Origin of the sequence: Luteimonas deserti, from assembly GCF_013425765.1 — a bacterium.
GTDB classification, from domain to species: Bacteria; Pseudomonadota; Gammaproteobacteria; order Xanthomonadales; family Xanthomonadaceae; genus Luteimonas; species Luteimonas deserti.
This window is the reverse complement of the sequence record NZ_JACCJZ010000020.1, coordinates 137,631-158,635: the sequence shown is the minus strand read 5'-3', so window position 1 is coordinate 158,635 and position 21,005 is coordinate 137,631. Positions and strand designations below refer to the sequence as shown.

The following is a 21,005-nucleotide window of genomic DNA, read 5'->3' as shown; positions in this document are numbered from 1 at the left end:
GTACATCGTCTTCAGGGGCGTCGCTCAGGCGCGGGCGTCGTCGATGCCCAGCGCATTACGCAAGGCCATGAACTTCGCCGCGGTCTCCTCGACCTCGAGCGCGGGCACGGAGTCGGCCACGATACCGGCCCCGGCGAAGAGGTGCATCGCATTGCCCTGCACCCGCGCGCAGCGGATGGAGACGTACCAGTCGCCATCGCCGGACGAATCGGTCCAGCCGACCGCGCCGGCGTAGAAGCCACGGTCGAAGGGCTCGAGCGCGCGGATCGCCTGCAGCGCCGGCAGCCGCGGCGTGCCGCAGACCGCCGGGGTCGGATGCAACAGTCCGGCGAGCGTGGCCGAGGACGTCTCTGCGTTCTTCAGGGTGCCGGTGATCCGCGTGGCCAGGTGCCACATCGTCTCGGTCGCGAGCAGCGACGGCCGTGGCGGCGCGCGCAGCTGGCTGCACAGCGGCGCCAAGCCGTCGAGGATCGCCTCCACGACGAAACGGTGTTCGCCGAGGTCCTTGGCCGACGCCAGCAGGGCATCGGTGCAGGCGCGATCGGCAGCGCCGTCGCCAAGGCGCCGCGCCGAACCCGCGAGCGGATGCGACACGACCTCCCGCCCGCGCCGCGACACCAGCAGCTCGGGCGTGGCGCCGACCAGCCACGCCGGCGCCTCACCGGGCGCCACCGGCAGCGGCACGACATAGGTGGTCACGCTGGCATCGCGGCCGAGCCGCACGGCGAGCGCGTGCGGGTCGATCGCCGCGTCCGCCTCCACCCGCAGCCCGCGCGCCAGCACCACCTTGCGCAGTGCCTCGGCGCCGTCCGGCGCTGCACGCAGGCGCTCGATGCAGCGCCCCACCGCGCTTGCATAGTCGTCGGCGGAGGGCTGCTCGGCAGTCGCGATCACGCGCCCAGCGGGCGCGGGCTGGGTGCCGGCAGGCCTGGCCGAGCGCTGCAGCGGCTGGTACAGCGCGTCGTCGTGGTGGGGATCGAACGGCAGCGCCCCGACCAGCAGATCCGGCCCGGACCGCGTCGCCGAGAAGAACGCACCGACACGCGCCCCGAGGGTGGACGTCGCACCGGCGGGCAGACGGGCCTGCACGCCTTCGGTGGCCAGGTGCCGGCCGGGCGCGGACAGACGGAAACCGTCGGTCCCATGGTCGTCCCCGGCGGCCTGCGCAGGGGGCATCGGGCGGGCGACGGCGCTCATGCGCGGCGCGCCGGATGGGTCGCGGCCACGGCTGCCAGCGAAGCGAGCACGATGCCGACGAACAGATACGGCAGCGCCGGCGACCAGCGGTAGAGCACGGTGCCGAGCAGCGGACCCGCGATCATGCCCATGCCCTGCACAGCCGCAACGGTACCGGCAGCCGCGCCCTGCTCGTGCGCTTCGACCGAATCGGCCGCCAGCGCCTGGAACGAGGGAAACACCAGGCCCATGCCGAACGCAGAGACGCCGTAGGCCAGCAGCAGCTGCCACTGCGTGCCGATCAGGGCCACCGAGGCGAAGCCTGCGCCCGAGACCAGCGCCCCCACCGTGATCCAGCGCGCGGGTGCCACCGACCTCAAGCGCATCACCAATGCCTGCGCCAACACCAGGCCGATGCCGACCACGGTCAGCGACAGGCCGGCCACGCGCGCGCCATCGGCGGGAGAAAGCTGCAGCCGGTCGATCGCGAAGAACCCGACCACGACCTGGGCGATGCTCACCGACACCATGGCCGCGAAGACGGTCATCAGCGGCAGCCGCAGCCGCGCATCGGCCAGCGCCATCGGTGGCCGGGGGTTCCGGGACGCGGCGTCGACCGGCGGCGTGTCCGGCAGCCGCCACCACAACACCGCGAGCGCGAGGAGCGGCAACGCAGCGGCGACGTACAGCGCCATGGCGATGCTGTGGAAGGCGATCCAGCCGGCAGCCGCCGGGCCCAGCACCATGCCCAGCGCATTGGCCGTACCGAGCTTGGCCATTGCCGCGCCGCGCTGGCCCGGCGCTACCTCGTCGGCCACCATCGCCGCTGCGGTCGGGGGAATCGCCGCATAGAACAGGCCGACCAGGGCGCGGGTCGCCACCAGTACGACGACCGAGAGCCAGACCGCAGGCGGCGCGCGCAAGGCCGAATCCACGAACACCGCCATCACGATGTAGACGACCGCGTATCCGGCCAGTCCGGCCAGCAGCACACGGCGGCGTCCGATTCGGTCGCTCAGGCGGCCCCAGCGTCGCGCCGACAGCATCCACAACACGCCGGCGGCCGTGACCGACAGGCCGGCATGCCATTCCGCCAGGCCCAGCAGGCGCACGACCGGCCCGACCACGGCCACGAACGCCATCATCGCCATGGTGCCCGTGAGCGCGGTGAACACCAGCACCGGCAGGGCGGAAGCGGCAGGACGCGTGGTAGTCGCGGTGTGCATCTGGTCTCGATCGACGGCGCGCACGGCAGCGCAGGAGGACGGCGCCGCGTGCCTGGAAGGAATGCCGGAGCCCGGCTCTGGTGGGAGAATGATAACAGGTCGCATTTGAGCGGATGGCGCTGCAGTGGGACGCAGCAGTCGTCCGAGTCGGGTGATTGAGAATTGTTCGCATTAATTCTACTATCGCCGCTCCCCGCCGATACGGCGGCCCATCGCCTGCCAAACCGCCAAGGCGCGTCTTCTCCGCCGGAGCCTCCCCCCCGATGTCCCCGTCCCGTCGCCAGACCCGTACCGCCCTGTTCGTGTCGCTTGCCCTGCTGCTCACCACGCCCGCCCTGGCCCAGACCTCCGACACCGGGGAAGCGACCGAACTCGATACCGTCCGCGTGACCGCCGCGGCAATCGCGCGCCAGGCCCTGGGCAGCTCGGTCATCACGGTCGAGGACATCGAGCGCCGACCGCCGGCGAACGATCTGTCGGAACTGATCCGCACGATGCCGGGCGTCAACCTCACCGGAAACAGCGCCTCGGGCCAGTACGGCAACAACCGCCAGATCGACCTGCGCGGCATGGGGCCGGAAAACACCCTGATCCTGGTCGACGGCAAGCCGGTCGGCTCGCGCGATTCGATCCGCATGGGCCGCAGCGGCGAGCGCAACACCCGCGGCGACACCAACTGGGTGCCGGCCGAGGCGGTGGAGCGCATCGAGGTGCTGCGCGGCCCGGCTGCGGCGCGCTACGGCTCCGGCGCATCCGGCGGCGTGGTCAACATCATCACCAGGCGCCCGACCGGCGAGCTGACCGGCGCGCTGAGCCTGTTCGGCCAGGTCCCGCAGCACGGCGATGAAGGCGGCAGCCAGCGCGCCGGCGTGACCCTGAGCGGCCCGCTGACCGATGCCTTGTCGTTCCGCCTATACGGCAACGTCAACAAGACCGACGCCGATTCGCTCGACCTCAACGCCGATTTCCTCACCGGCAACGGCGTCACCCCGCCGGCCGGCCGCGAGGGCGTGCGCAACCGCGACCTCAACGCGCTGCTGCGCTGGGATATCAGCGACGCGCACGTGCTCGAATTCGAGGCCGGCACCAGCCGCCAGGGCAATATCTTCGCCGGTGATCGCGCGGTCAGCCTCGACGGCACCCCGCTGCTCACCGAACTGGCCAATGCCGGCGCCGAGACCAACCGCATGTACCGCAACAGCGGTGCGCTGACCCACCGCGGGCGCTTCGGCGACGGGTCCTCGCGCCTCACGCTGGCCTTCGAAGGCACCAACAACAAGCGCCTCAACGAAGGTCTCGCCGGTGGGCCCGAAGGCTCGATCGGGGATCCCCATGCCTGGTCCACCTCGCGCCTGCGCAATGCCGCCATCGATGGCGAGTTCAGCCTGCCCACGACCCTGGGCGCGGCGGAGCACATCTGGACGGTCGGCTTCGAACACCGTGACAGCGAACTGGAAGATCCCTACTCGGTGTCGCAGTCCGGCAGCGCCGGCGGCGGTGTCCCGGGCCTCGACCCGTCCCGCGGCGGCGGTCGGGCCGAGGCGCGCACCACGGCAGGCTTCATCGAGGACAACATCTACCTGGGCGAGCGCTGGATCGTCACGCCGGGCCTGCGCTTCGACCACCACAGCCAGTTCGGCAACAACACCAGCCCCAGCCTCAACGTGCAGTTCGCGATCAACGACGAGGTCAAGCTCAAGGGCGGCGTGGCGCGCGCGTTCAAGGCGCCCAACCTCTACCAGTCCAACCCCAGCTACCTCTACTACACGCGCGGCAACGGCTGCCCGGACACCTACGCCAGCCTGGGTTCGGGCTGCTACGTGCAGGGCAACGCCGGCCTCGACGCCGAGACCAGCCTCAACAAGGAAATCGGCATCGAATGGGCGCCGGCCAGTGGCCACCATGCCTCGCTGACGTACTTCCACAACGACTACGAGGACAAGATCGTCTCGGGCTACGTGCCGGTGGGACAGACACAGCCGCCGCCGGGCGTGCAGCCGGCGCGCATCTTCCGCTGGGATAACGCCCCCGAGGCCGTGGTCCAGGGACTCGAAGGCAATCTCAACATCCCGCTGCTCGGGACCCGCGGCGACGTGCTGAAGTGGAACAACAACGTCACCTGGATGATCGAAAACGAGAACAAGCTGACCGGCCAGCCGCTGTCGGTGATTCCCGAATACACCGTCAACACCTCGCTCGACTGGCAGGCCAGCGACGCGCTGTCGCTGCTGCTCACCGGCACCTTCTATGGACGCCAGGAACCGGCGACGCGCGACATGAACAACGACGACCGTTGCAGCGAGGCCGGTGCCGATTGCGCGTCGCTGCGCCAGGTGCGGGGGCCCTACAGCGTCTGGGGCCTCGGCGCGCGCTACCGGATCACCCACACCGTGAGCCTCGGCGGCGGCGTCAACAACGTGCTCGACAAGCAGCTGTTCCGCGAATCCAGCAGCAGCCAGGCCGGCGCTGCGACCTACAACGAGCCCGGCCGCGCCTACTACGTCAGCATGCACATCGGCTTCTGATGCAACGCGGCCTCGGGCCGCATCCGCACGGACCCACTGCGGTCCGGCCTCCACGCCGCGACAACCTGGACGCATCCGGCTCGTCGCCCGAAGATCGGACCCCGCACCCACGATGCCCCGCATGACGCTCCGCAGATCCTCCGCCACCCGTCCGCTGCGCCTGACCACGCTCGCCGCGGCCGCCGGCCTGTTGTTCGCGCTGCAGGCCGTGCCCCAGGCCGCGTCCGCGCAGCAGCGTGATCCGACGCGCTCGATCGGCGAGACCGTCGCCAGCCAGCCCTCGCCGCACTACGCGTTCGAACGGTTCGAGGTGCGCAGCGCCGATGGCCAGCGGATCTGGCGCGTCCATGTCGCGGCGCCGAAGGGCGATGCGCCCGAAGGCGGCTGGCCGGCGTTCTGGATGCTCGACGGCAATGCCGCGCTGATCGAGTTCGATCAGGCCCTGCTCGCCGAACTCGCCGCGCAGCCGGTGCCGCATGCGCTGGTGTTCGTGGGTTACGCCAACGACCTGCGCATCGATTCCGAAGCGCGCACGCGCGACTACACCCCGTTCCCCGGCGAGCGTCCGGTGCGCGACGGCACCACCATCACCGGCGGCGGCGGCGGGGATGCGCTGCTTGAGGTGATCGAGCGCGACGTGCGCCCCGAGGTCGCGCGCCGCGTGCCCACCGACCCCGACCGCCAGACCCTGTGGGGCCATTCGCTGGCGGGCCTGTTCGCCCTGCATACGCTCTACACCCGCGCGGGCGCCTTCGACACCTATGCCGCCGGCAGCCCGTCGCTGTGGTGGGGCGATGGCGCCCTGCTCGGCGCGCCCGAGCAGCGGTTCGTGGCCCACAACGCCGGGCGCCGGGCCCGCGTGCTGATCGGCCTGGGCGGCGGCGAACGCCAGGTCGCGCACCGCGATCTCGGCGATCCGCGCGTGCAGGTGCACCTGCGCCGCATCGCGGCGGCGCCGCCGGACTCGGCCGAGAAACTTGCCGGGCGCCTGTCGGCGGTCGACGGACTGCAGGTGACCTACCGCGAATTCCACGGGCTGACCCATGGCCCGATGTTCCGCGCCTCGCTGATGTGGGCGCTGCACGTGGTCACCGGGATCGCCGACCACAGCGACACCCCGAGCCGTGCCGACGGCGTGGAGCCGGCGCGGTGAGCAGCCCGGCGCAGGACATCCGCGCAAAGACGCTCGTCCGTGGCATGACGGCGATCCACATACACCCCGCAGTCTCGAGCCGGTGCCATCCAGCGCCGGCCAAACCCCAGCTCCAGGAGTTCGTCATGCAAAAGCTGTCCTCGCGTCGCCTGCGGTTCGCTGCCCTGTCCCTTGCCCTTTGCGCCGCTGCCGGCGTCGCCGGCGCGCAGGGCTTCGCCCAGCCCGATCCCGACTTCAAGGGCGCCGTGCGCGCCGCGAGCCCGGTGATCAAGGCCGGCGATTCGGTCGAGATGACCGGCCAGGGCTTCAAACCCGGCCAGTCCGTGACCCTGCTGCGCGGCGAGACCGTGCTCAACCGTCCCTGGACCGCCGATGCCGAAGGCCGTATCGGCGGCCGGGTGCAGGTGCCTGCCGATGCGTCCGTCGGCCGCCATCCGGTGGTCGTGCGTGTCGCCAACCCGGATGCCGCTGCCGTGATCGAGCTCAAGGTCTCCAAGGACGTGCCGCTGTCGGGCGCGGATCGCTTCGACGTGGCCACCAATGATCTGGTGCAGGGCCTCTACCAGGTGGCCTACAGCGCGCGCAACGATGCGCTGTTCGTGACCGCGGCCGTGGGCCGGCCGCCGGTCAAGCAGTCCGAACTCCTCAAGGTGGATCCGCAGACGCTGGAGATCACCGCACGCGTCACGCCGGCGCAGGTCGAGGGCCAGACGGATGGCCGCGTCTACGCCGTCTACGGCGTCGCCGTCGACGATGCCAACGGCAACGTCTGGGTCACGAACACGCGCGACGACACCGTGGCCGTCTACCGCCAGTCGGACCTGTCGCTGGTCAAGCAGTTCGAACCGGGCGTCCTGCCGCACGGCCGCGATTTGGTCGTGGACACCAAGGACAACCGCGTCTGGGCCAGCGGCTTCGGCGGCGGCAAGTTCGTGGCGTTCGACGCGACGACGCTCGAGGTCGTGCAGGACCTGACCGTGGAGTCGAAGGTGCGCGGCGGGGAATTCGGCCCGATGGCGCTGACCCTCGACCCGGTGGCCGGCAAGCTGTACTCCGTGGGGCTGTCGACCGGCGAGGTCGTGGTGCTCGATGGCGCCACCGGCGCGGTGGACAACATGTTCCGCTTCCCGACCATCAACGGTGGCATCGGCGTCGCGATCGATCCCGAGGGACGCCGCCTCTACGTCGCCGCGCAGGGCAGCGACAACCTGGTGATCGCCAACGCCGATACCGGCGAGGTGCTGCACGACGTCTACGTCGGCGCCGGCGCCGTGTACGTCGCCTTCGATCCGCACACGAAGCTGGCCTATGTGGCGAGCCGCGGCGCCGGCACGATCACGGCGGTGGACGCGAACGGCACCATCGTCGCCAACCTCGACGGGGGCACGTTCCCCAACCACGTCCTGCCGGTCGGCGACGGCACGGTGTACGCGATCAACAAGTCGCGTGGCGCGGACGACGCGGCAGGCGACCAGATCCGCCGGATCCGGCCGAAAACCCTTTAAAATCGCGGCTTCAGCGGCGGCCGGCAGTCCGGTCGCCGTCGCATTCAATCCGTACCGGAACCCGTCGATGTCCGCACGCCGCCACGCTCCACTGCTCCTCGCGCTGGCCTGCGCCCTGGCCGCATGCACGCCCTCCGGGCCGGCGCCGGAGGCGGGCGCGACCCGCGCCCCGGTCGCGGCGTCGCGCGACGCACTGCCGGAGGGCTGGCGCAGGGTGGCCGGCAGCGACATCCCGCGGGTCGAACGTTCGCGGCAGGATCTGCCTGTCACGCTGCGTTCCGACGACGGCGTGGACGTCACGATCACCGATACGTCGCGCACGATCGTCGGCAACGACGACATCGTGATGGTCATGGAGGCGCTCGGCCTGTCGGACCAGGTGTTCGCCGCGCCGACCAACGCGGTCACCGAGACCGGCCGCAACGCCCGGCATCATTTCCTGTTCAACCGCACCACGGGGGTGGAAGGCATCCTCAGCCTCGACGGCACGCTGTTCGTGGGCAACAGCCTGCGTCGCCACGGCAAGCTCGCCCAGCCGCTGCGCGACGCCGGCCAGGCCCTGGTGATCGTCGACGAACTGCAGCCGATCCCCGACAAGGTGCGCAAGCTCGCCGCGGTGTTCGGCCACGCCGACGAAGGCGAGCAGCTCGCCGCGCAGGTGCAGCAGCAGCTCGACGAAGCCGCGCGGATCGCGACGACGCACGCGCGGCGGCCGCGCGTGATCCACGTGTCGGCCACCGGCGGTGGCGGCTCGCCCACGGTGGGCGGCGCCGACACGGCCGCGGCGCAGATGATCCGCCTCGCGGGCGGAATCAACGTCGGCGACGAGGCCAAGGTGGCCAACTATTCGCAGCTCAGCAACGAGGGCATCGTCGCGGCCGAACCCGACGTGGTGCTGGTCAGCGAGGACGACCTGCGCGTCTTCGGCGGGGCCGACGGTCTGTGGAAGGCGTATCCGTCGCTGGCGCAGACGCCGGCCGGCTTCGCCAACCGGGTCTGGGTGATGCCCGACACCCAACTCAAGGTCAGCAGCATCGCCGGTGGCGCCGGAGCGATCGCACTGGCCGAAGCGCTGGCGGCGCTGGCCATCGAACTCGACGCCCCCGCGGGCACATGACCGGCGCGTCGGGCGCCATGCACACACGCCGCAGCGGCCTGGTCCGGCGCCCACCGGGCGGGCTCCTGTGCGCCGGCCTGCTCGCCTTGCTGGTGGTGGTGATCGTGCTGTCGTTCGGCATCGGACCGCTGCGCATTCCGCCCGGCGACGTCGTCCACGTGATCGCGCACAAGCTCGGCCTGGTCGATGCCGGACGCCTGAGCCAGCGCGACATCTCGGTGGTGTGGAACCTGCGCGTGCCGCGCGCACTGCTGGCAGTGATCGTCGGCGCCTCGCTGGCGATGGCCGGCGCCGGCCTGCAGGGGCTGTTCGGCAATCCGCTCGCCGATCCCGGCATCGTCGGCGTGACCCATGGCGCGGCGCTGGGCGCGGTCGGCGCGATCGTGCTCGGCGTCACCGCCTTCGGCGCATGGACGATCCCGGTGGCCGCGTTCCTGGGCGGCGCGGCGACGACGACCCTGATCTACCTGCTCGCGCGCCCCGATCGCAGCACCGGCACCGCGACGCTGTTGCTGGTCGGCATCGCGATCGCGGCCGCATGCTCGGCGGCGATCGGCTTCTTCACCTACATCGCCGATGCCGACGACCTGCAGTCGCTGGTGTTCTGGCAGATGGGGTCGCTGGCGATGGCCGACTGGACGTCGATGCTGGCCGCGCTGCCTGCATTCGCCCTCGGTGCGTTCGCCCTGCGCGCACTGGCGACGCCGCTCGACATGCTGGCGCTGGGCGAACGCCAGGCCCAGCACATCGGCCTGGACGTCAAACGCGCGCGCCTGATGCTGATCGCGGTCTGCGCGCTGCTGGTCGGCTCGGCGGTGGCGTTCGCCGGCGTGGTCGGCTTCGTCGGCCTGGTCGTGCCGCATTTCGTGCGCCTGCTCGCCGGGCCCGGCCACCGCTGGCTGATCCCGCTGTCGGCGGTCGCCGGCGGCCTGCTGATCGTCGTCGCCGACACCGCGGCACGCAGTCTCGATCCACCGTCGGAGATTCCGCTCGGCCTGTTCTCGGCTGCGCTCGGTGCGCCGTTCTTCCTGTGGCTGGTGCTGCGGCGCAGGGGCGCGGCATGAGCGACGACCTCACGCATGCTGTGCTGGCACTCGACGGCGTGAGCGTGCGCATCGACGGACGCGCGATCCTCGATGCGGTGGACCTGCAGTTCGCACGCGGCACGCTGACCGCACTGGTCGGACCGAACGGCGCCGGCAAGTCGACGCTGCTGGCCGTCGCCAGTGGCGACCTGGTGCCGGCTGCGGGCCGGGTGCGCCTGGCCGGCGCGGACCTGGGTGACTGGAAGGCCAGGGCACTGGCGCGCGAGCGCAGCGTGCTGCCGCAGGATCACGCCGTGCGCTTCGGTTTCAGCGTGCGCGAAGTCGTCGCGATGGGCCGGCTGCCGCATGCACCGGACCCGGCGGCCGACGACCGCATCGTCGAGGCCGCCCTGGGGTCTGCCGACGTCACCCATCTCGGCGCGCGCGACGTGCAGACCCTGTCCGGCGGCGAAGCGTCGCGCACCGCCTTCGCCCGCGTGCTGGCGCAGACCACGCCGGTGGTGTTCCTCGACGAGCCGACAGCCGCGCTCGACCTGCAGCACCAGGAGGCCGTCCTGCGGATCGCGCGTAGCCTCGCCGATGCCGGGGCCTGCGTCATCGTGGTGCTGCACGATCTCAACCTGGCCGCGGGCCATGCCGATCGCATCGTCATGCTGCATGCCGGGCGCATCGCCGCCGATGGACGTCCGCGCGAGGTGCTCACCCGCGAGACCATCGAACACGTCTATGCCCAGCCCGTGCTGGTGCTCGAGCACCCCACCCGCGGCGTGCCGCTGGTGGTCAGCGACGACCCGCGCTGACGCGGGCCCGCTGCGGGTTTCCTGCGGACAGCTCACGACCCTTCAAGGTGTCCGCGATCCATCCCCACCGCCACTGACGCACCGCGACGCGCAGCGGCGCCGTCCTGAGCCCGGTGCACCCGGACGGACGCCGCGAGCCGTCTTCGGGAGAGTCCGGCAGGCGCAGCGGCCTATGGCGCAGCGCGATCGGACGCGAAGCCTGCCCGGGCCCGCGCGCATCTCTAAAGCCGCCGTCGAGCCTCGAACCGGTGAACCGGCCAGCTCGTTCGACGCCCCCGAGGCCTGCGCGGGGGAACGGCCCGGCGATTCCGTCGGGACCACGGCGCCCCGGTCGACGCCCCGTGCGCCGTGGCCCTCCACGCTCCGCAGGCCGCCGGAACCGCGCTATGGTCTCCGCTCGCCGAGGCGCGTCCTCGACGCCCGGGGCGCACTCCCTCTGGCGCGCCGGTCCACCCGCACGAGGTCACGCGCATGCCGTCCGCCGCCGGTTCTACGATCATTCCCTGCCTGCGCTACGACGATGCGCGCCGCATGCTCGACTGGCTGTGCGAGGCGTTCGGCTTCGAGGCCCAGGCCGTGTACGCCGACGGCGACACCGTGCACCACGCGCAGCTGGTGTTCGGCACCGGCATGCTGATGCTCGGGTCCACCCAGCGTGACGGCGCCTGGGGCGGACTGATCACCCAGCCGCGCGATCTCGACGGCCGCACCACCCAGGGCCCGTGCGTCGTCGTCGCCGACGTGGACGCGCACTACGCACGGGCCAGGGCCGCCGGGGCGGAGATCGTCGAGCCGATCGCCGACCAGCCCTATGGCGGTCGCGGCTATGCCTGCCGCGACCCGGAAGGCCATCTCTGGTGGTTCGGCAGCTACGACCCGTGGGCGGACCCGTCCCGGGCCTAGACCGGCCGCCCGCGCCGTTCGATGCGCATGCCGCGACCGCCTGTCACGGACTCAACGCCCCGCTGAGGCCGCGGGACCGTCGACGATGATCATTCGCTCGATGGGGTCTCGCGCAGCCGCGCCACCACCGGTGCGACCTGCGCCTGACGTCCCAGCGCCTCACCGACATCCGCCAGCCGCACGGCCAGGCGTTCCGCCCCGTCGGCGCGCAGCGTGGCGTGGCCGACCTTGCGCCCGTCGCGCGACTGCTTGCCGTAATCGTGCCAGTGCCCGCCTGCGACCGACAGCACCGGCGCGGCCTCGGGCATCGTCCCGATCCAGTTGAGCATGCACGCCATGCCGCGTACCGAGGTGTCGCCGAGCGGCAGGCCCAGCACGGCACGCAGATGGTTCTGGAACTGCGAGGTTTCGGCGCCTTCGATGGTCCAGTGGCCGGAGTTGTGCACGCGCGGCGCCAGCTCGTTGGCGAGCAGCTCGCCGTCGCGACAGAACAGTTCCAGCGCGAACACCCCGACGTAGTCGAGGCGCTCGGCGATCGCCTGCGCGTGCGCCATCGCCGTCGCCTGCAGCGCCGTATCGACCCGGGCCGGTGCGAGGCTGGCCGAAAGCACGCCGTCGACATGCCAGTTCTCGGTCAGCGGCCAGGCGCGGAATTCGCCGTCGCGTCCGCGCACGGCGACCACGCTGAGCTCGCGCTGGAACGCGACGAACCCTTCCAGGATCAGCCCGACGCTCGACGCCTGCGCGCCCAGGGCCGTCCATGCCGCATCGAGATCGGCAGGCGACTTGATCCGGAACTGGCCCTTGCCGTCGTAGCCCAGCCGCCGCGTCTTGAGAATGCACGGCGTGCCGATATGCGCGACGGCCGTCTCGAGATCGGCGCGCGTGGCGACATCCGCGAAGTCCGGCACCGGAATGCCGAGCTCGCGGAACAGGGTCTTCTCCGCCAGCCGGTCCTGGGTGAGTGCCAGCGCGCCCGGATTGGGAAACACCGGGATCCGGTCCGCCAGCCAGCGCGCACTCTCGGCGGGCACGTTCTCGAAGTCGAACGTGGCGACGTCGACCTTGCCCGCGAACTCCGCCAGCGCGGCTTCGTCACGGTAATCGCCGACCAGCAGAGGCGCGAACTGCCCTGCGCAGGCGTCGTCTGCGGTGTCCATCACCAGCAGGCGCAGACCGAGCGGCGCGCCCGACAGCGCGAGCATCCGCGCGAGCTGGCCGCCGCCGAGGATGCCGACGGTCGTCATGCGCGCCTCCGCGCCGGCGCGTGCGGGGATGCGGCGCTGCAACGCTGCGCACCGCGTCGCGACGTGCGGCAGGCCACGGACGTGCGTCGCATAGGGGAGAACGCTTCAAACCGGACGTGGGAGGTCATCGGCGCGGATCGTCGTGCGCGGTGACTTCATCGGTCTGATGGGCGCGGAAGGCGTCCAGGGCCTCGGCCACGCCGGCATCGCCCGAGGCCAGCATCGCCGCGGCGAACAGGGCCGCATTCGCCGCGCCGGCGTTGCCGATCGCGAACGTGGCCACGGGAACGCCGGCCGGCATCTGCACGATCGACAGCAGGGAATCCAGGCCGTTGAGCGCCTTCGACTGCACCGGCACACCGAGCACCGGCACGGCGGTCTTGGCCGCCAGCATGCCCGGCAGGTGGGCCGCGCCGCCGGCACCGGCGATGATCGCGCGCAGACCGCGTTCGCGCGCCGTCGCCGCGTAGTCGAACAGCACGTCGGGCGTGCGATGGGCGGACACCACCCGGATCTCGTGGGCGATGCCCAGCTGCTCGAGCTTCTGCGCCGCGTGCTGCATCGTCTCCCAGTCGGAACGCGAGCCCATCACGATGCCGACTCTCGGCGGGTTGGAACTGGTGGTCATCAGACGGTTCCCGGCCACAAAGCGGCATTTTATCCGGTTCCGTGGATCGCGGCCGCCCGTCTCCGGCGCACGGGTCCGCCGCCGGGCGGGTGCTACGCTGTCGCGCTCCATCCAGCCCCGACGACACCCATGGACCGCAAGCTGCTCGACATCCTCGTCTGCCCCGCCAGCCGCCAGCCGCTCGCCCTGCTCGACCGCGCCGGACTCGACGCGCTCAACAGCGCGATCGCCGCCGGCGAGGTCCGGCGCGAAGATGGCGCCGCGCAGGCCGAGCCGCTCGGGGAAGCCCTCGTGACCCACGACCGCAAGCGCGTCTACCGGGTGGACGACGGCATCCCCGTGCTGCTGGTGGAAGACGGCATCGCCACTGGCCAGGTCGCCGATTTCCCCAAGGCATGACCGGCGACGACCGCTTCGCCGTGCCGCACGCCGCGGTGGCGGCGGATGTCGCGACGGCCCTGGCCGAAGACATCGGCGACGGCGATGTCACCGCGGCGCTGCTGCCCGACGCCGCGGACACCGCCTACCTGCTGTGCAAGGAGGATGCGGTGGTCTGCGGCCGTCCCTGGTTCGACGCCTGCCACCGGCGCCTGGATCCGGACGTGGCGATCGACTGGCGTGTGGCGGAAGGCGACCGTGTGGTCGCGGGCACCGTCCTCGCCACCCTGCGCGGCCGAGCACGGGCGCTGGTCAGCGCCGAGCGCACCTCGCTGAACTTCATGCAGACCCTGAGCGCGACCGCCACCGCCACCGCGCGCCACGTCGAAGCGGTGGCCGGTACCGGCACCCGCATCCTCGACACCCGCAAGACCCTGCCCGGCCTGCGCCAGGCGCAGAAGTACGCGGTCCGGGTGGGCGGCGGGCACAACCATCGCATGGGCCTCTACGACGCGGTGATGCTCAAGGAGAACCACATCCGCGCGGCCGGCGGTATCGCCGGGGCGATCGCACGCGCGCGCGCTGCGAGTCCGGATCTGCCCCTGATCGTCGAGGTGGAGACCCTGGACGAGCTGCGTGACGCACTGGCCGCGGGCTGCACCCGCGTGCTGATCGACGACTTCGATGCGGCCGCCCGGCGCGAGGCGGTGCGCATCGCGCGTGCGGCGCCCTTCGATGGCCGCATTCCGCTGGAAGTGTCCGGCGGCGTGGATCTCGACGGACTGCGCGCGATCGCGCAGGACGGTGTCGACTGCATCTCCATCGGCGGGCTCACCAAGCACGTGCGGGCGATCGACCTGTCGCTGAAACTGGGACCGGCGCCGGGCTGACACGCTGGTGCACAGACGGAGGCGGACGATGCCGCATCGCTCCGACACCTGCCGCGAACGCGGCGGGCCTGAAGCGCACGATCCGGCGCGTCGCCGCACCGACACTTGCATCGGGATTCCCGCGCAGCCTCTACGCGCCGCGCCCTCGGACCCGGACGCCGGACACCCGTCTCCCTGTTCGCGGGCGCGTGCGCTGCGCCCGCCGGGCCCTCGCGGAGATCCGGGCGGTGCGAGGCGCAGGGCCGACCACACCGCGTCGCGACGTCCTCGCGGCGGCGCCTCGCCTCGTGCTGCCGCGCCCATGGAACCCCGGCACGCCCGCTGCGTGTCCGCGCAGCGCCGGGGCGCCTGCCGATCCGACCGATGGCGGCGCGTCGTCACCCGGTGCCGGACACGCGGACCCGCGCATCGAGCGGCTGTCGCCGTCGTCCACGCCGCGTCGCGGGTCGCGACCACACGCGCGAGGCGACGTGCCGGGTTGCGCTGCACCGCGACCCCGACGGCGTCCGCTCCCGATCGCGTGGGCGCCGTGCGCGGCGGCCACGCGCGCCTGCTGCGCGACGTGTCGAGGCCGCAGTCGCGGGTGGAGCAACGCTCCGGCCCGCGAGCACGCTTGCGCCCGCGCCGTCGCACCGCCACAGTGCGCGCATGCCCGATTTCCCGACGATGATCTTCACGATGCTGGCCGGCTTCGCCGCGTTCCAGTGGTGGAGCGCCGCGCGTGCGGCCGCCGAACGCGCCGGTCGGCTGGGCCGCGACGCCTGCGCGCGAGCGGGCGTGCAGTGGCTCGACCAGAGCGTGCACGCGCATTCGATGCGCCTGCGCCGCGGCGACGATGGCCGCCTGCGCGTCGAACGCAGTTTCCGCTTCGAGTATTCCGACGACGGCGTGCAACGCCACATCGGGCATCTGGTGTTGCGCGGAGACCAGCTCGTCGCCTTCAGCGGTCCGGCGCGCCCGCAGGTCGCCACGCTGTCCTGAGCGTGGCGGCGCGTCGACGCGCCATCAGGCCGAACCACGCAGCCGGAACAGCGCCCTCAGGGCGCGCAACCATGTGTCCGGTTCGCAACGGCGGCCACGGCGTCCGGTCGTTCCGCGCCCGGCGCATCCGGTACCGGGATGCCACCCGTCGGGGCCTCGTCGCGAGCGGCTCCGGCACTGTCGAACCTCGCCAGCGCGCACAACGCGGGATGGCCGGACGTCCTGGACCCCATTGACCCGGGTCCCGGGTACAGCGGCATTCACCGGTCGGCGGCTGCGCGGCCTCCAGCGGCCGCAGGGCCGCCCTACTTGACCACGCGCAGATGCGCGCGGCGTGGCTCCGGCGGCGGCCCGCCGTCGTCCGGGGGCTCGTCCGGGCCCTGGCCGTCGATGGCCTCGAGCGCCGGCCGCTCGTCGGTGTCCGCGTCGTCGTGCATCCCGTCCTCGGTCGAGCCGACGATGTCCTCGGGCAGGGCCATGCCCTGCCCCGTCTCACGCGCGTAGATCGCGAGCACCGCCGGAATCGGCACCATCACCGCCTGGCTCACACCGCCGAAGCGCGCCGAGAAACGCACACTGTCGTCGTCCATTTCGAGCTTGGCCACCGCGCGATCCGCGATGTTGAGCACCACCCGGCCATCCTTGACCGTATGCGCAGGCACGCGCACGCCGGGCAGGCGCGCATCGACGAGGATGTGCGGGGTCATGCCGTTGTCGGCAATCCATTCGTACAACGCCCGCAACAGGTACGGGCGGTGGCTGGTCATCGCGGGAGATCGTTCCGTCATGCCGACAGTCTAACGACTCAGCAGCGCCGCGAACCGGGCACTCACTCGGGCAGCGGCCGCAGCGCGCGCTCCTGCGGCGTGAGGCTGCGCACGAAGCCCGGGCTGCGGAAGATGCGGTTGCCGTAGTCCTCGATCGCCTTGGCGCCATCGCGCGGCAATGGAATCTCCAGGGCCTGCAGGCGCCAGACGATGGGCGCCATCGCGCAGTCGGCGAGGCTCATTTCCGGGTTGAGGAAGAACTTGCTGGCCTTGAACAACGGGACCGACGCGGTCAGCAGTTCCTTCAGGCGCTTGCGCCCCGTTTCGGCCTGGGCCTTGTTGCCCATCTGGATCGCCTGCACCTGGGGCACCCAGTCGTGTTCGATGCGCAGCATCGCCAGACGCAGGCGCGCACGCGACAGCGGATCCACCGGCATCAGCGGCGGGTGCGGATAACGCTCGTCGAGGTATTCGCTCACCACGCTCGCCGCGTACAGCACCAGCTCGCGCTCGACCAGGGTCGGCACCGAATGGTAGGGATTGAGGTCGATCAGGTCTTCGGACGGGTTCTGCGGATCCACCACGACCATGTCGTAGGTGACGCCCTTCGCCGCCAGCACCAGGCGCGCGCGGTGGCACAGCACATCATCGACCGAGGAAAACAGCGTCAGGACATTTCGCATGGATGCACTCGCGGCCGTCGTCGGCCTTCCGGAGGCTGGATCCGCCAGCCCCGTGACGCCGGCTGCCCCTCGCAGACGGTCGTCGCGGTTCCCGAGTCTCGCATTTCCCCGCCGCGACCGGCAACGACGCCCGGCAGGGATGCCCGCATGCACGGGCCGGCAGCGCGACTCAGTGCACGTCCCGCCAGTACTCCTTCTTCAGAAGCCAGGCCATGAACGTCAGGAACGTCAGGAACAGCAGCACCCAGACGCCGAGCCGCTGGCGCTTGAGCGCGGCCGGCTCGCCGACGTATTCCAGGAACGCGGTGATGTCGCGCACCGTCTGGTCGAACTGCTGCGCGTTCTGGCTGCCGGGCGTGCCGACTTCCAGATGCGCGACGGTCGGCTCGCCGATGTCGTCGGGCTCGCCGTGCACCGGCCGGAGCACGCCCTGCATCTCCCACAGCGGGTTGGGCATCGACGCGTTCGGGAACAGGGTGTTGTTCCAGCCCAGCGGCCGCGTCTCGTCGATGTAGAACGACTTGAGATAGGTGAACACCCAGTCGCTCCCGCGCACGCGGGTGATCAGGCTCAGGTCGGGAGGCGTCTGGCCGAACCACTGTGCCGACTGCGCGGCCGGCATCGACGAGATGATGTGCTCGCCGAAGGCCGCGCCGGTGAGGTTGAGGTTGTTCATCACCTCGTCCTCGGTCAGGCCCAGGTCCTCGGCCATGCGCGAGTAGCGCATGAACTTCAGCGAGTGGCAGCCGGCGCAGTAGTTCATGTACAGCTGCGCACCGCGCTGCAGCGAAGCCCGGTCGCCGATGTCGGTGCCGGACTGCTCGACCGGCCCGCCGGCCGCGGCGAACGCACCGAACGACAGCAGCAGGCCCGCGGCGGCCGTGGCGATGCGCGCGAAGAACGGGCGGGCGAAGGCGTGGTCAGTCATGCGTCGTCACCCGTTCCGGCACGGACTTGGTGCTGTCGAGCTTGGTCCACAGCGGCATCGTGATGAAGAAAGCGAAGTAGAGGAACGTCAGCACGCGGCCGATGATCGTCTCCACCGGGTCCGTGCCCGGGCCGGCGCCGATCTTGCCGAGCCAGACGAAGCACACCACCAGCAGGGCGAGCATGATCTTGGTCAACGGACCACGGTAACGGTGCGAGCGCACCTTGCAGCGATCCAGCCACGGCACCAGGAACAGGATCGCGATCGCGCCGAACATCACCAGCACGCCGCCGAGCTTGTTCGGCACCACGCGCAACATCGCGTAGTACGGCGTGTAGTACCAGACCGGCTTGATGTGCTCGGGGGTCACCAGGCGGTTGGCCTCGGTGAAGTTGTCGTGTTCGAGGAACCAGCCGCCGAACGCCGGGGCGAAGAAGATGATGAAGGCCGCGATGATCAGGAAGAAGGAAACGTAGAACCCGTCCTTGACCGAATAGTAGGGATGGAACGGGATACCGTCGGCCGGCGCGGTGGCCGACCAGCGGTTGCCCTTGGGGCCCTTCTTGATGTCCACGCCGTCCGGATTGTTCGAGCCCACTTCGTGCAGCGCGCCCAGGTGCAGCACCACGAGCAGCAGCAGCACCAGCGGCAGCGCGATGACGTGCAGCGCGAAGAACCGGTTGAGGGTGGCATCACTGGGCAGGTAGTCGCCCATGATCCATTCGGTCAGGCCGTTGCCGATCACCGGGACCGCACCGAACAGCGAGATGATCACCTTGGCGCCCCAGAACGACATCTGGCCCCAGGGCAGCACGTAGCCGAGGAACGCCTCGGCCATCAGCACGAGGTAGATCAGCATCCCGAGGATCCACACCAGCTCGCGCGGCTTCTTGTAGCTGCCGTACATCAGCCCGCGGAACATGTGGATGTAGACCACCACGAAGAACAGCGAGGCACCGGTGGAGTGCATGTAGCGGATCAGCCAGCCCCACTCCACGTCGCGCATGATGTATTCGACCGAGGCGAAGGCTTCCGCCGCGCTCGGCTTGTAGTGCATCGTCAGGAAGATGCCGGTCAGGATCTGGTTGACCAGCACCACCAGCGACAAAACGCCGAAGATGTACCAGATGTTGAAATTCTTCGGCGCGTAGTACTCGCTCATGTGCTTGCGGTAGAACGGCATCATGCCGGGCGCGCGCTCGTGCACCCAGTTCAGCGCACCGCCGACCAACCCCATGACGGGGTTGTTCGGCATGGATTTCTGGTCGTTGCCGGCCATCAGGCGTTCCCCTCGGACGGGTCGACACCGATCACCAGGGTGGTGTCATCGGCGTAGTGATGCGGGGGAACCAGCAGATTCGTCGGCGCCGGCACGCCATCGTAGACGCGTCCGGCCATGTCGAACTTCGACTTGTGGCAGGGGCAGAAGTAGCCGCCCTTCCAGTTCGCGTCGAACGGCGCGGGCCGGATCTCGGCGACCATTTCGGGCGAGCAGCCGAGGTGCGTGCACAGGCCGACCAGCACGGAGATGTCGGGCTTGAGCGAGCGCAGCTCCGGATTGGCCTGCAGCACGTAGTCCGGCTGTTGGTCGGCGTTGGTCGACTCCGGGTCGCGCAACTGCGCGTCCAGGGTCGGCAGGGCCTCGAGGATCGCCTTGGAGCGGCGGACGATCCAGATCGGCTGGCCGCGCCACTCGGCGATCAGCCGCTGACCTTCCTCGAGCGCGCCGATATCGACCGTCACCGGCGCACCGGCGAGCCGCGCACGCGCACTGGGATTCCACGACTTGATGAACGGGATCGCGGTGATGCCCGCGCCCACTGCCCCCACGACCAGGGTACTGGCCGTCAGGAACCGGCGCCGCCCTTCATTGACCGGGGCTTCCCCATCCCCAGGCCCGATCACCGCTTCGTCGACCATCCGGTACTCCGCTCTTTTTTCGGTAGCTGTTGTGTACTGGCTGCCGCGGAACCGCCCTCTTCCACCGGCCGGCCGCAAAAGACGCCCGAGTGTAACGGAAGCCTGAATCGAGGAACAATCGGTGCGAGCGTCTTCGCGCTCAGCGGGTGGCGACCTGGCCGCGGTAACGCTCGGCCAGCTGGGCCACGCGGACCACGTACCGCTGGGTCTCGCTGTAGGGCGGCACACCCTTGTGGCGGTCGACCGCGCCCTCGCCGGCGTTGTAGCCGGCGGCGGCCAGGGTCAGGTCACCCTTGAACCGCTTCAGCAGCCAGGCGAGATACTCCACGCCGCCGCGGATGTTCTGCTCCGGGTCGTAGGCATTGACCACGCCGAAGCGCCGCGCCGTGGCCGGCATCAACTGCATCAGGCCCTGCGCGCCGGCGCGCGAAAGCGCGTTGGGATTGAAGGCCGACTCGGCATGCATGATCGCGCGCACCACCGCTTCCTCGACGCCGAAATCGCGCGCCGCGCGGGCGATCTCGTCGCGGTACGCGTCGTGGTTGAGCCGCACGGTGCCGAAATTGACCCCGGGCGCGGCGCCGCAGGCGTAGCAGGTCTCGAAGAAGCTGTACTGGATGGTCCGCACCGCCGCGACCTGGCCCGCACCGGAGGGCCGGCTGCTGCTGTAGTGGCGGACGCCGTCCTTGATGTACGAATACACCTGCCCCTGCTGCAGCCGGCGCTGCGGTTGCCCGCCGGCACCCGCAGGCTGGGTCGCGGGCGGCGTCGCAGCCGCCGGGGCGGGCGCCGTCGCGGCGGTCCGCACGGACTCGGCGGTGCTCGTGCCCATGAACGTGGCGGGTGGATTGCTGTCGATGCCGGCCGGGGGCGAAGCCGTTCGCGTGGCGGAAGCCGGCGCGCCGGACGCTGGTGCACGACGCGGCGCAGGCGCGCCGGAACTGACCAGGCGACAGCTGGCCCCGGCAACGCGCTTGCTGACGTACTGCGGGATTCCGTCGCCGGTATCGCAGCGATACAGCGTGCTGCCGGCAGCCGGAAAGGCCGCCAGCAGACCAAGCGCCACGATGAGTCCCCATCCCCGTTTCACGGTGCGGAGTGTCCCTGCTTCCGGAGCGCTTGCCAAGTGCTT

General features: G+C 70.9%; 20 protein-coding genes. 10 read left to right on the top strand and 10 right to left on the bottom strand.

The genetic code is table 11. The annotated features are described in order from the left end of the window. Positions 1-24 precede the first annotated feature (24 nt). Both H0E82_RS13325 and H0E82_RS13320 read right to left on the bottom strand, forming a co-directional pair. Positions 25-1,197 carry an isochorismate synthase gene (locus tag H0E82_RS13325; protein WP_219338547.1) on the bottom strand — a complete coding sequence of 391 codons (1,173 nt, stop codon included), beginning with the start codon at positions 1,195-1,197 and terminating at the stop codon, positions 25-27. Then, a complete protein-coding gene (locus H0E82_RS13320) occupies positions 1,194-2,402 on the bottom strand; it encodes an MFS transporter (RefSeq protein WP_180545942.1) in 1,209 nt (402 codons plus the stop codon). The genes H0E82_RS13325 and H0E82_RS13320 overlap by 4 nt, the downstream gene beginning before the upstream one ends. Positions 2,403-2,665: 263 nt before the next feature. Here H0E82_RS13320 and H0E82_RS13315 point away from each other — a divergent pair, with 263 nt between their 5' ends. The 7 genes from H0E82_RS13315 to H0E82_RS13290 all read left to right on the top strand — a co-directional run bounded on the left by H0E82_RS13315 (position 2,666) and on the right by H0E82_RS13290 (position 11,451). Beyond that, entirely contained in the window at positions 2,666-4,927 is a 2,262-nt protein-coding gene (locus H0E82_RS13315; protein WP_180545941.1) for a TonB-dependent siderophore receptor, read from the top strand. 121 nt (positions 4,928-5,048) lie between these two features. After that, on the top strand, positions 5,049-6,080 hold the full coding sequence (locus H0E82_RS13310) for an alpha/beta hydrolase (protein WP_180545940.1): 1,032 nt from the start codon (positions 5,049-5,051) through the stop codon (positions 6,078-6,080). 125 nt (positions 6,081-6,205) lie between these two features. Next, complete coding sequence (locus H0E82_RS13305; RefSeq protein WP_180545939.1) at positions 6,206-7,585, top strand: Vgb family protein; 1,380 nt, start codon at positions 6,206-6,208, stop codon at positions 7,583-7,585. Positions 7,586-7,652: 67 nt separating this feature from the next. Further along, a complete protein-coding gene (locus H0E82_RS16860) occupies positions 7,653-8,702 on the top strand; it encodes a heme/hemin ABC transporter substrate-binding protein (protein ID WP_235974313.1) in 1,050 nt (349 codons plus the stop codon). A gap of 17 nt (positions 8,703-8,719) precedes the next feature. Continuing rightward, positions 8,720-9,766 (top strand): FecCD family ABC transporter permease, encoded by a 1,047-nt coding sequence (locus tag H0E82_RS16855; RefSeq protein ID WP_235974312.1) that lies wholly within the window; start codon positions 8,720-8,722, stop codon positions 9,764-9,766. After that, positions 9,763-10,548 (top strand): heme ABC transporter ATP-binding protein, encoded by a 786-nt coding sequence (locus H0E82_RS13295; protein ID WP_180545938.1) that lies wholly within the window; start codon positions 9,763-9,765, stop codon positions 10,546-10,548. The genes H0E82_RS16855 and H0E82_RS13295 overlap by 4 nt, the downstream gene beginning before the upstream one ends. 471 nt (positions 10,549-11,019) lie before the next feature. Next, the gene (locus H0E82_RS13290; RefSeq protein WP_180545937.1) at positions 11,020-11,451 is read left to right on the top strand and encodes a VOC family protein; all 432 of its coding nucleotides are present in this window, start codon (positions 11,020-11,022) and stop codon (positions 11,449-11,451) included. Positions 11,452-11,540: 89 nt separating this feature from the next. Here the strand turns inward: H0E82_RS13290 and H0E82_RS13285 are convergent, their stop codons facing one another. Together H0E82_RS13285 and purE are read right to left on the bottom strand one after the other, a co-directional pair. Next, on the bottom strand, positions 11,541-12,698 hold the full coding sequence (locus H0E82_RS13285) for a 5-(carboxyamino)imidazole ribonucleotide synthase (RefSeq protein ID WP_180545936.1): 1,158 nt from the start codon (positions 12,696-12,698) through the stop codon (positions 11,541-11,543). A gap of 124 nt (positions 12,699-12,822) precedes the next feature. Next, on the bottom strand, positions 12,823-13,326 hold the full coding sequence (gene purE, locus H0E82_RS13280; protein WP_180545935.1) for a 5-(carboxyamino)imidazole ribonucleotide mutase: 504 nt from the start codon (positions 13,324-13,326) through the stop codon (positions 12,823-12,825). A gap of 129 nt (positions 13,327-13,455) precedes the next feature. On the opposite strand from purE, the gene H0E82_RS13275 reads away from it, so the two are divergent. From H0E82_RS13275 to H0E82_RS13265, 3 genes are all read left to right on the top strand, one after another. Next, entirely contained in the window at positions 13,456-13,725 is a 270-nt protein-coding gene (locus H0E82_RS13275) for a Trm112 family protein (protein WP_180545934.1), read from the top strand. Continuing rightward, positions 13,722-14,594 carry a carboxylating nicotinate-nucleotide diphosphorylase gene (gene nadC, locus H0E82_RS13270; protein WP_180545933.1) on the top strand — a complete coding sequence of 291 codons (873 nt, stop codon included), beginning with the start codon at positions 13,722-13,724 and terminating at the stop codon, positions 14,592-14,594. The genes H0E82_RS13275 and nadC overlap by 4 nt, the downstream gene beginning before the upstream one ends. 648 nt (positions 14,595-15,242) lie before the next feature. Beyond that, a complete protein-coding gene (locus tag H0E82_RS13265) occupies positions 15,243-15,575 on the top strand; it encodes a DUF3301 domain-containing protein (RefSeq protein WP_180545932.1) in 333 nt (110 codons plus the stop codon). 305 nt (positions 15,576-15,880) lie between these two features. Here H0E82_RS13265 and H0E82_RS13260 read toward each other — a convergent pair whose 3' ends face one another. The 6 genes from H0E82_RS13260 to H0E82_RS13235 form a co-directional block, all read right to left on the bottom strand. Continuing rightward, a complete protein-coding gene (locus H0E82_RS13260; RefSeq protein WP_180545931.1) occupies positions 15,881-16,363 on the bottom strand; it encodes a ClpXP protease specificity-enhancing factor in 483 nt (160 codons plus the stop codon). Between the two features lie 41 nt (positions 16,364-16,404). After that, entirely contained in the window at positions 16,405-17,025 is a 621-nt protein-coding gene (locus tag H0E82_RS13255; protein ID WP_180545930.1) for a glutathione S-transferase N-terminal domain-containing protein, read from the bottom strand. A gap of 169 nt (positions 17,026-17,194) precedes the next feature. After that, positions 17,195-17,953: a cytochrome c1 gene (locus tag H0E82_RS13250; RefSeq protein ID WP_180545929.1), complete on the bottom strand. Its 759-nt coding sequence runs from the start codon at positions 17,951-17,953 to the stop codon at positions 17,195-17,197. Then, on the bottom strand, positions 17,946-19,190 hold the full coding sequence (locus H0E82_RS13245; RefSeq protein ID WP_180546563.1) for a cytochrome b: 1,245 nt from the start codon (positions 19,188-19,190) through the stop codon (positions 17,946-17,948). Before H0E82_RS13245 ends, H0E82_RS13250 begins: the two co-directional genes overlap by 8 nt. Before the next feature lie 41 nt (positions 19,191-19,231). After that, positions 19,232-19,873: a ubiquinol-cytochrome c reductase iron-sulfur subunit gene (gene petA / locus H0E82_RS13240; protein ID WP_180545928.1), complete on the bottom strand. Its 642-nt coding sequence runs from the start codon at positions 19,871-19,873 to the stop codon at positions 19,232-19,234. 139 nt (positions 19,874-20,012) lie between these two features. Further along, a complete protein-coding gene (locus tag H0E82_RS13235; RefSeq protein WP_328797033.1) occupies positions 20,013-20,963 on the bottom strand; it encodes a lytic transglycosylase domain-containing protein in 951 nt (316 codons plus the stop codon). Positions 20,964-21,005 lie beyond the last annotated feature (42 nt).

Excerpts from the sequence above, each read along its gene's own strand:
- H0E82_RS13325 (WP_219338547.1), bottom strand. The coding sequence starts at position 1,197 with ATGAGCGCCGTCGCCCGCCCGATGCCCCCTGCGCAGGCCGCCGGGGAC.
- H0E82_RS13320 (WP_180545942.1), bottom strand. The coding sequence starts at position 2,402 with ATGCACACCGCGACTACCACGCGTCCTGCCGCTTCCGCCCTGCCGGTG.
- H0E82_RS13315 (WP_180545941.1), top strand. The coding sequence starts at position 2,666 with ATGTCCCCGTCCCGTCGCCAGACCCGTACCGCCCTGTTCGTGTCGCTT.
- H0E82_RS13310 (WP_180545940.1), top strand. The coding sequence starts at position 5,049 with ATGACGCTCCGCAGATCCTCCGCCACCCGTCCGCTGCGCCTGACCACG.
- H0E82_RS13305 (WP_180545939.1), top strand. The coding sequence starts at position 6,206 with ATGCAAAAGCTGTCCTCGCGTCGCCTGCGGTTCGCTGCCCTGTCCCTT.
- H0E82_RS16860 (WP_235974313.1), top strand. The coding sequence starts at position 7,653 with ATGTCCGCACGCCGCCACGCTCCACTGCTCCTCGCGCTGGCCTGCGCC.
- H0E82_RS16855 (WP_235974312.1), top strand. The coding sequence starts at position 8,720 with ATGCACACACGCCGCAGCGGCCTGGTCCGGCGCCCACCGGGCGGGCTC.
- H0E82_RS13295 (WP_180545938.1), top strand. The coding sequence starts at position 9,763 with ATGAGCGACGACCTCACGCATGCTGTGCTGGCACTCGACGGCGTGAGC.
- H0E82_RS13290 (WP_180545937.1), top strand. The coding sequence starts at position 11,020 with ATGCCGTCCGCCGCCGGTTCTACGATCATTCCCTGCCTGCGCTACGAC.
- H0E82_RS13285 (WP_180545936.1), bottom strand. The coding sequence starts at position 12,698 with ATGACGACCGTCGGCATCCTCGGCGGCGGCCAGCTCGCGCGGATGCTC.
- purE (WP_180545935.1), bottom strand. The coding sequence starts at position 13,326 with ATGACCACCAGTTCCAACCCGCCGAGAGTCGGCATCGTGATGGGCTCG.
- H0E82_RS13275 (WP_180545934.1), top strand. The coding sequence starts at position 13,456 with ATGGACCGCAAGCTGCTCGACATCCTCGTCTGCCCCGCCAGCCGCCAG.
- nadC (WP_180545933.1), top strand. The coding sequence starts at position 13,722 with ATGACCGGCGACGACCGCTTCGCCGTGCCGCACGCCGCGGTGGCGGCG.
- H0E82_RS13265 (WP_180545932.1), top strand. The coding sequence starts at position 15,243 with ATGCCCGATTTCCCGACGATGATCTTCACGATGCTGGCCGGCTTCGCC.
- H0E82_RS13260 (WP_180545931.1), bottom strand. The coding sequence starts at position 16,363 with ATGACGGAACGATCTCCCGCGATGACCAGCCACCGCCCGTACCTGTTG.
- H0E82_RS13255 (WP_180545930.1), bottom strand. The coding sequence starts at position 17,025 with ATGCGAAATGTCCTGACGCTGTTTTCCTCGGTCGATGATGTGCTGTGC.
- H0E82_RS13250 (WP_180545929.1), bottom strand. The coding sequence starts at position 17,953 with ATGACTGACCACGCCTTCGCCCGCCCGTTCTTCGCGCGCATCGCCACG.
- H0E82_RS13245 (WP_180546563.1), bottom strand. The coding sequence starts at position 19,190 with ATGGGGTTGGTCGGCGGTGCGCTGAACTGGGTGCACGAGCGCGCGCCC.
- petA (WP_180545928.1), bottom strand. The coding sequence starts at position 19,873 with ATGGTCGACGAAGCGGTGATCGGGCCTGGGGATGGGGAAGCCCCGGTC.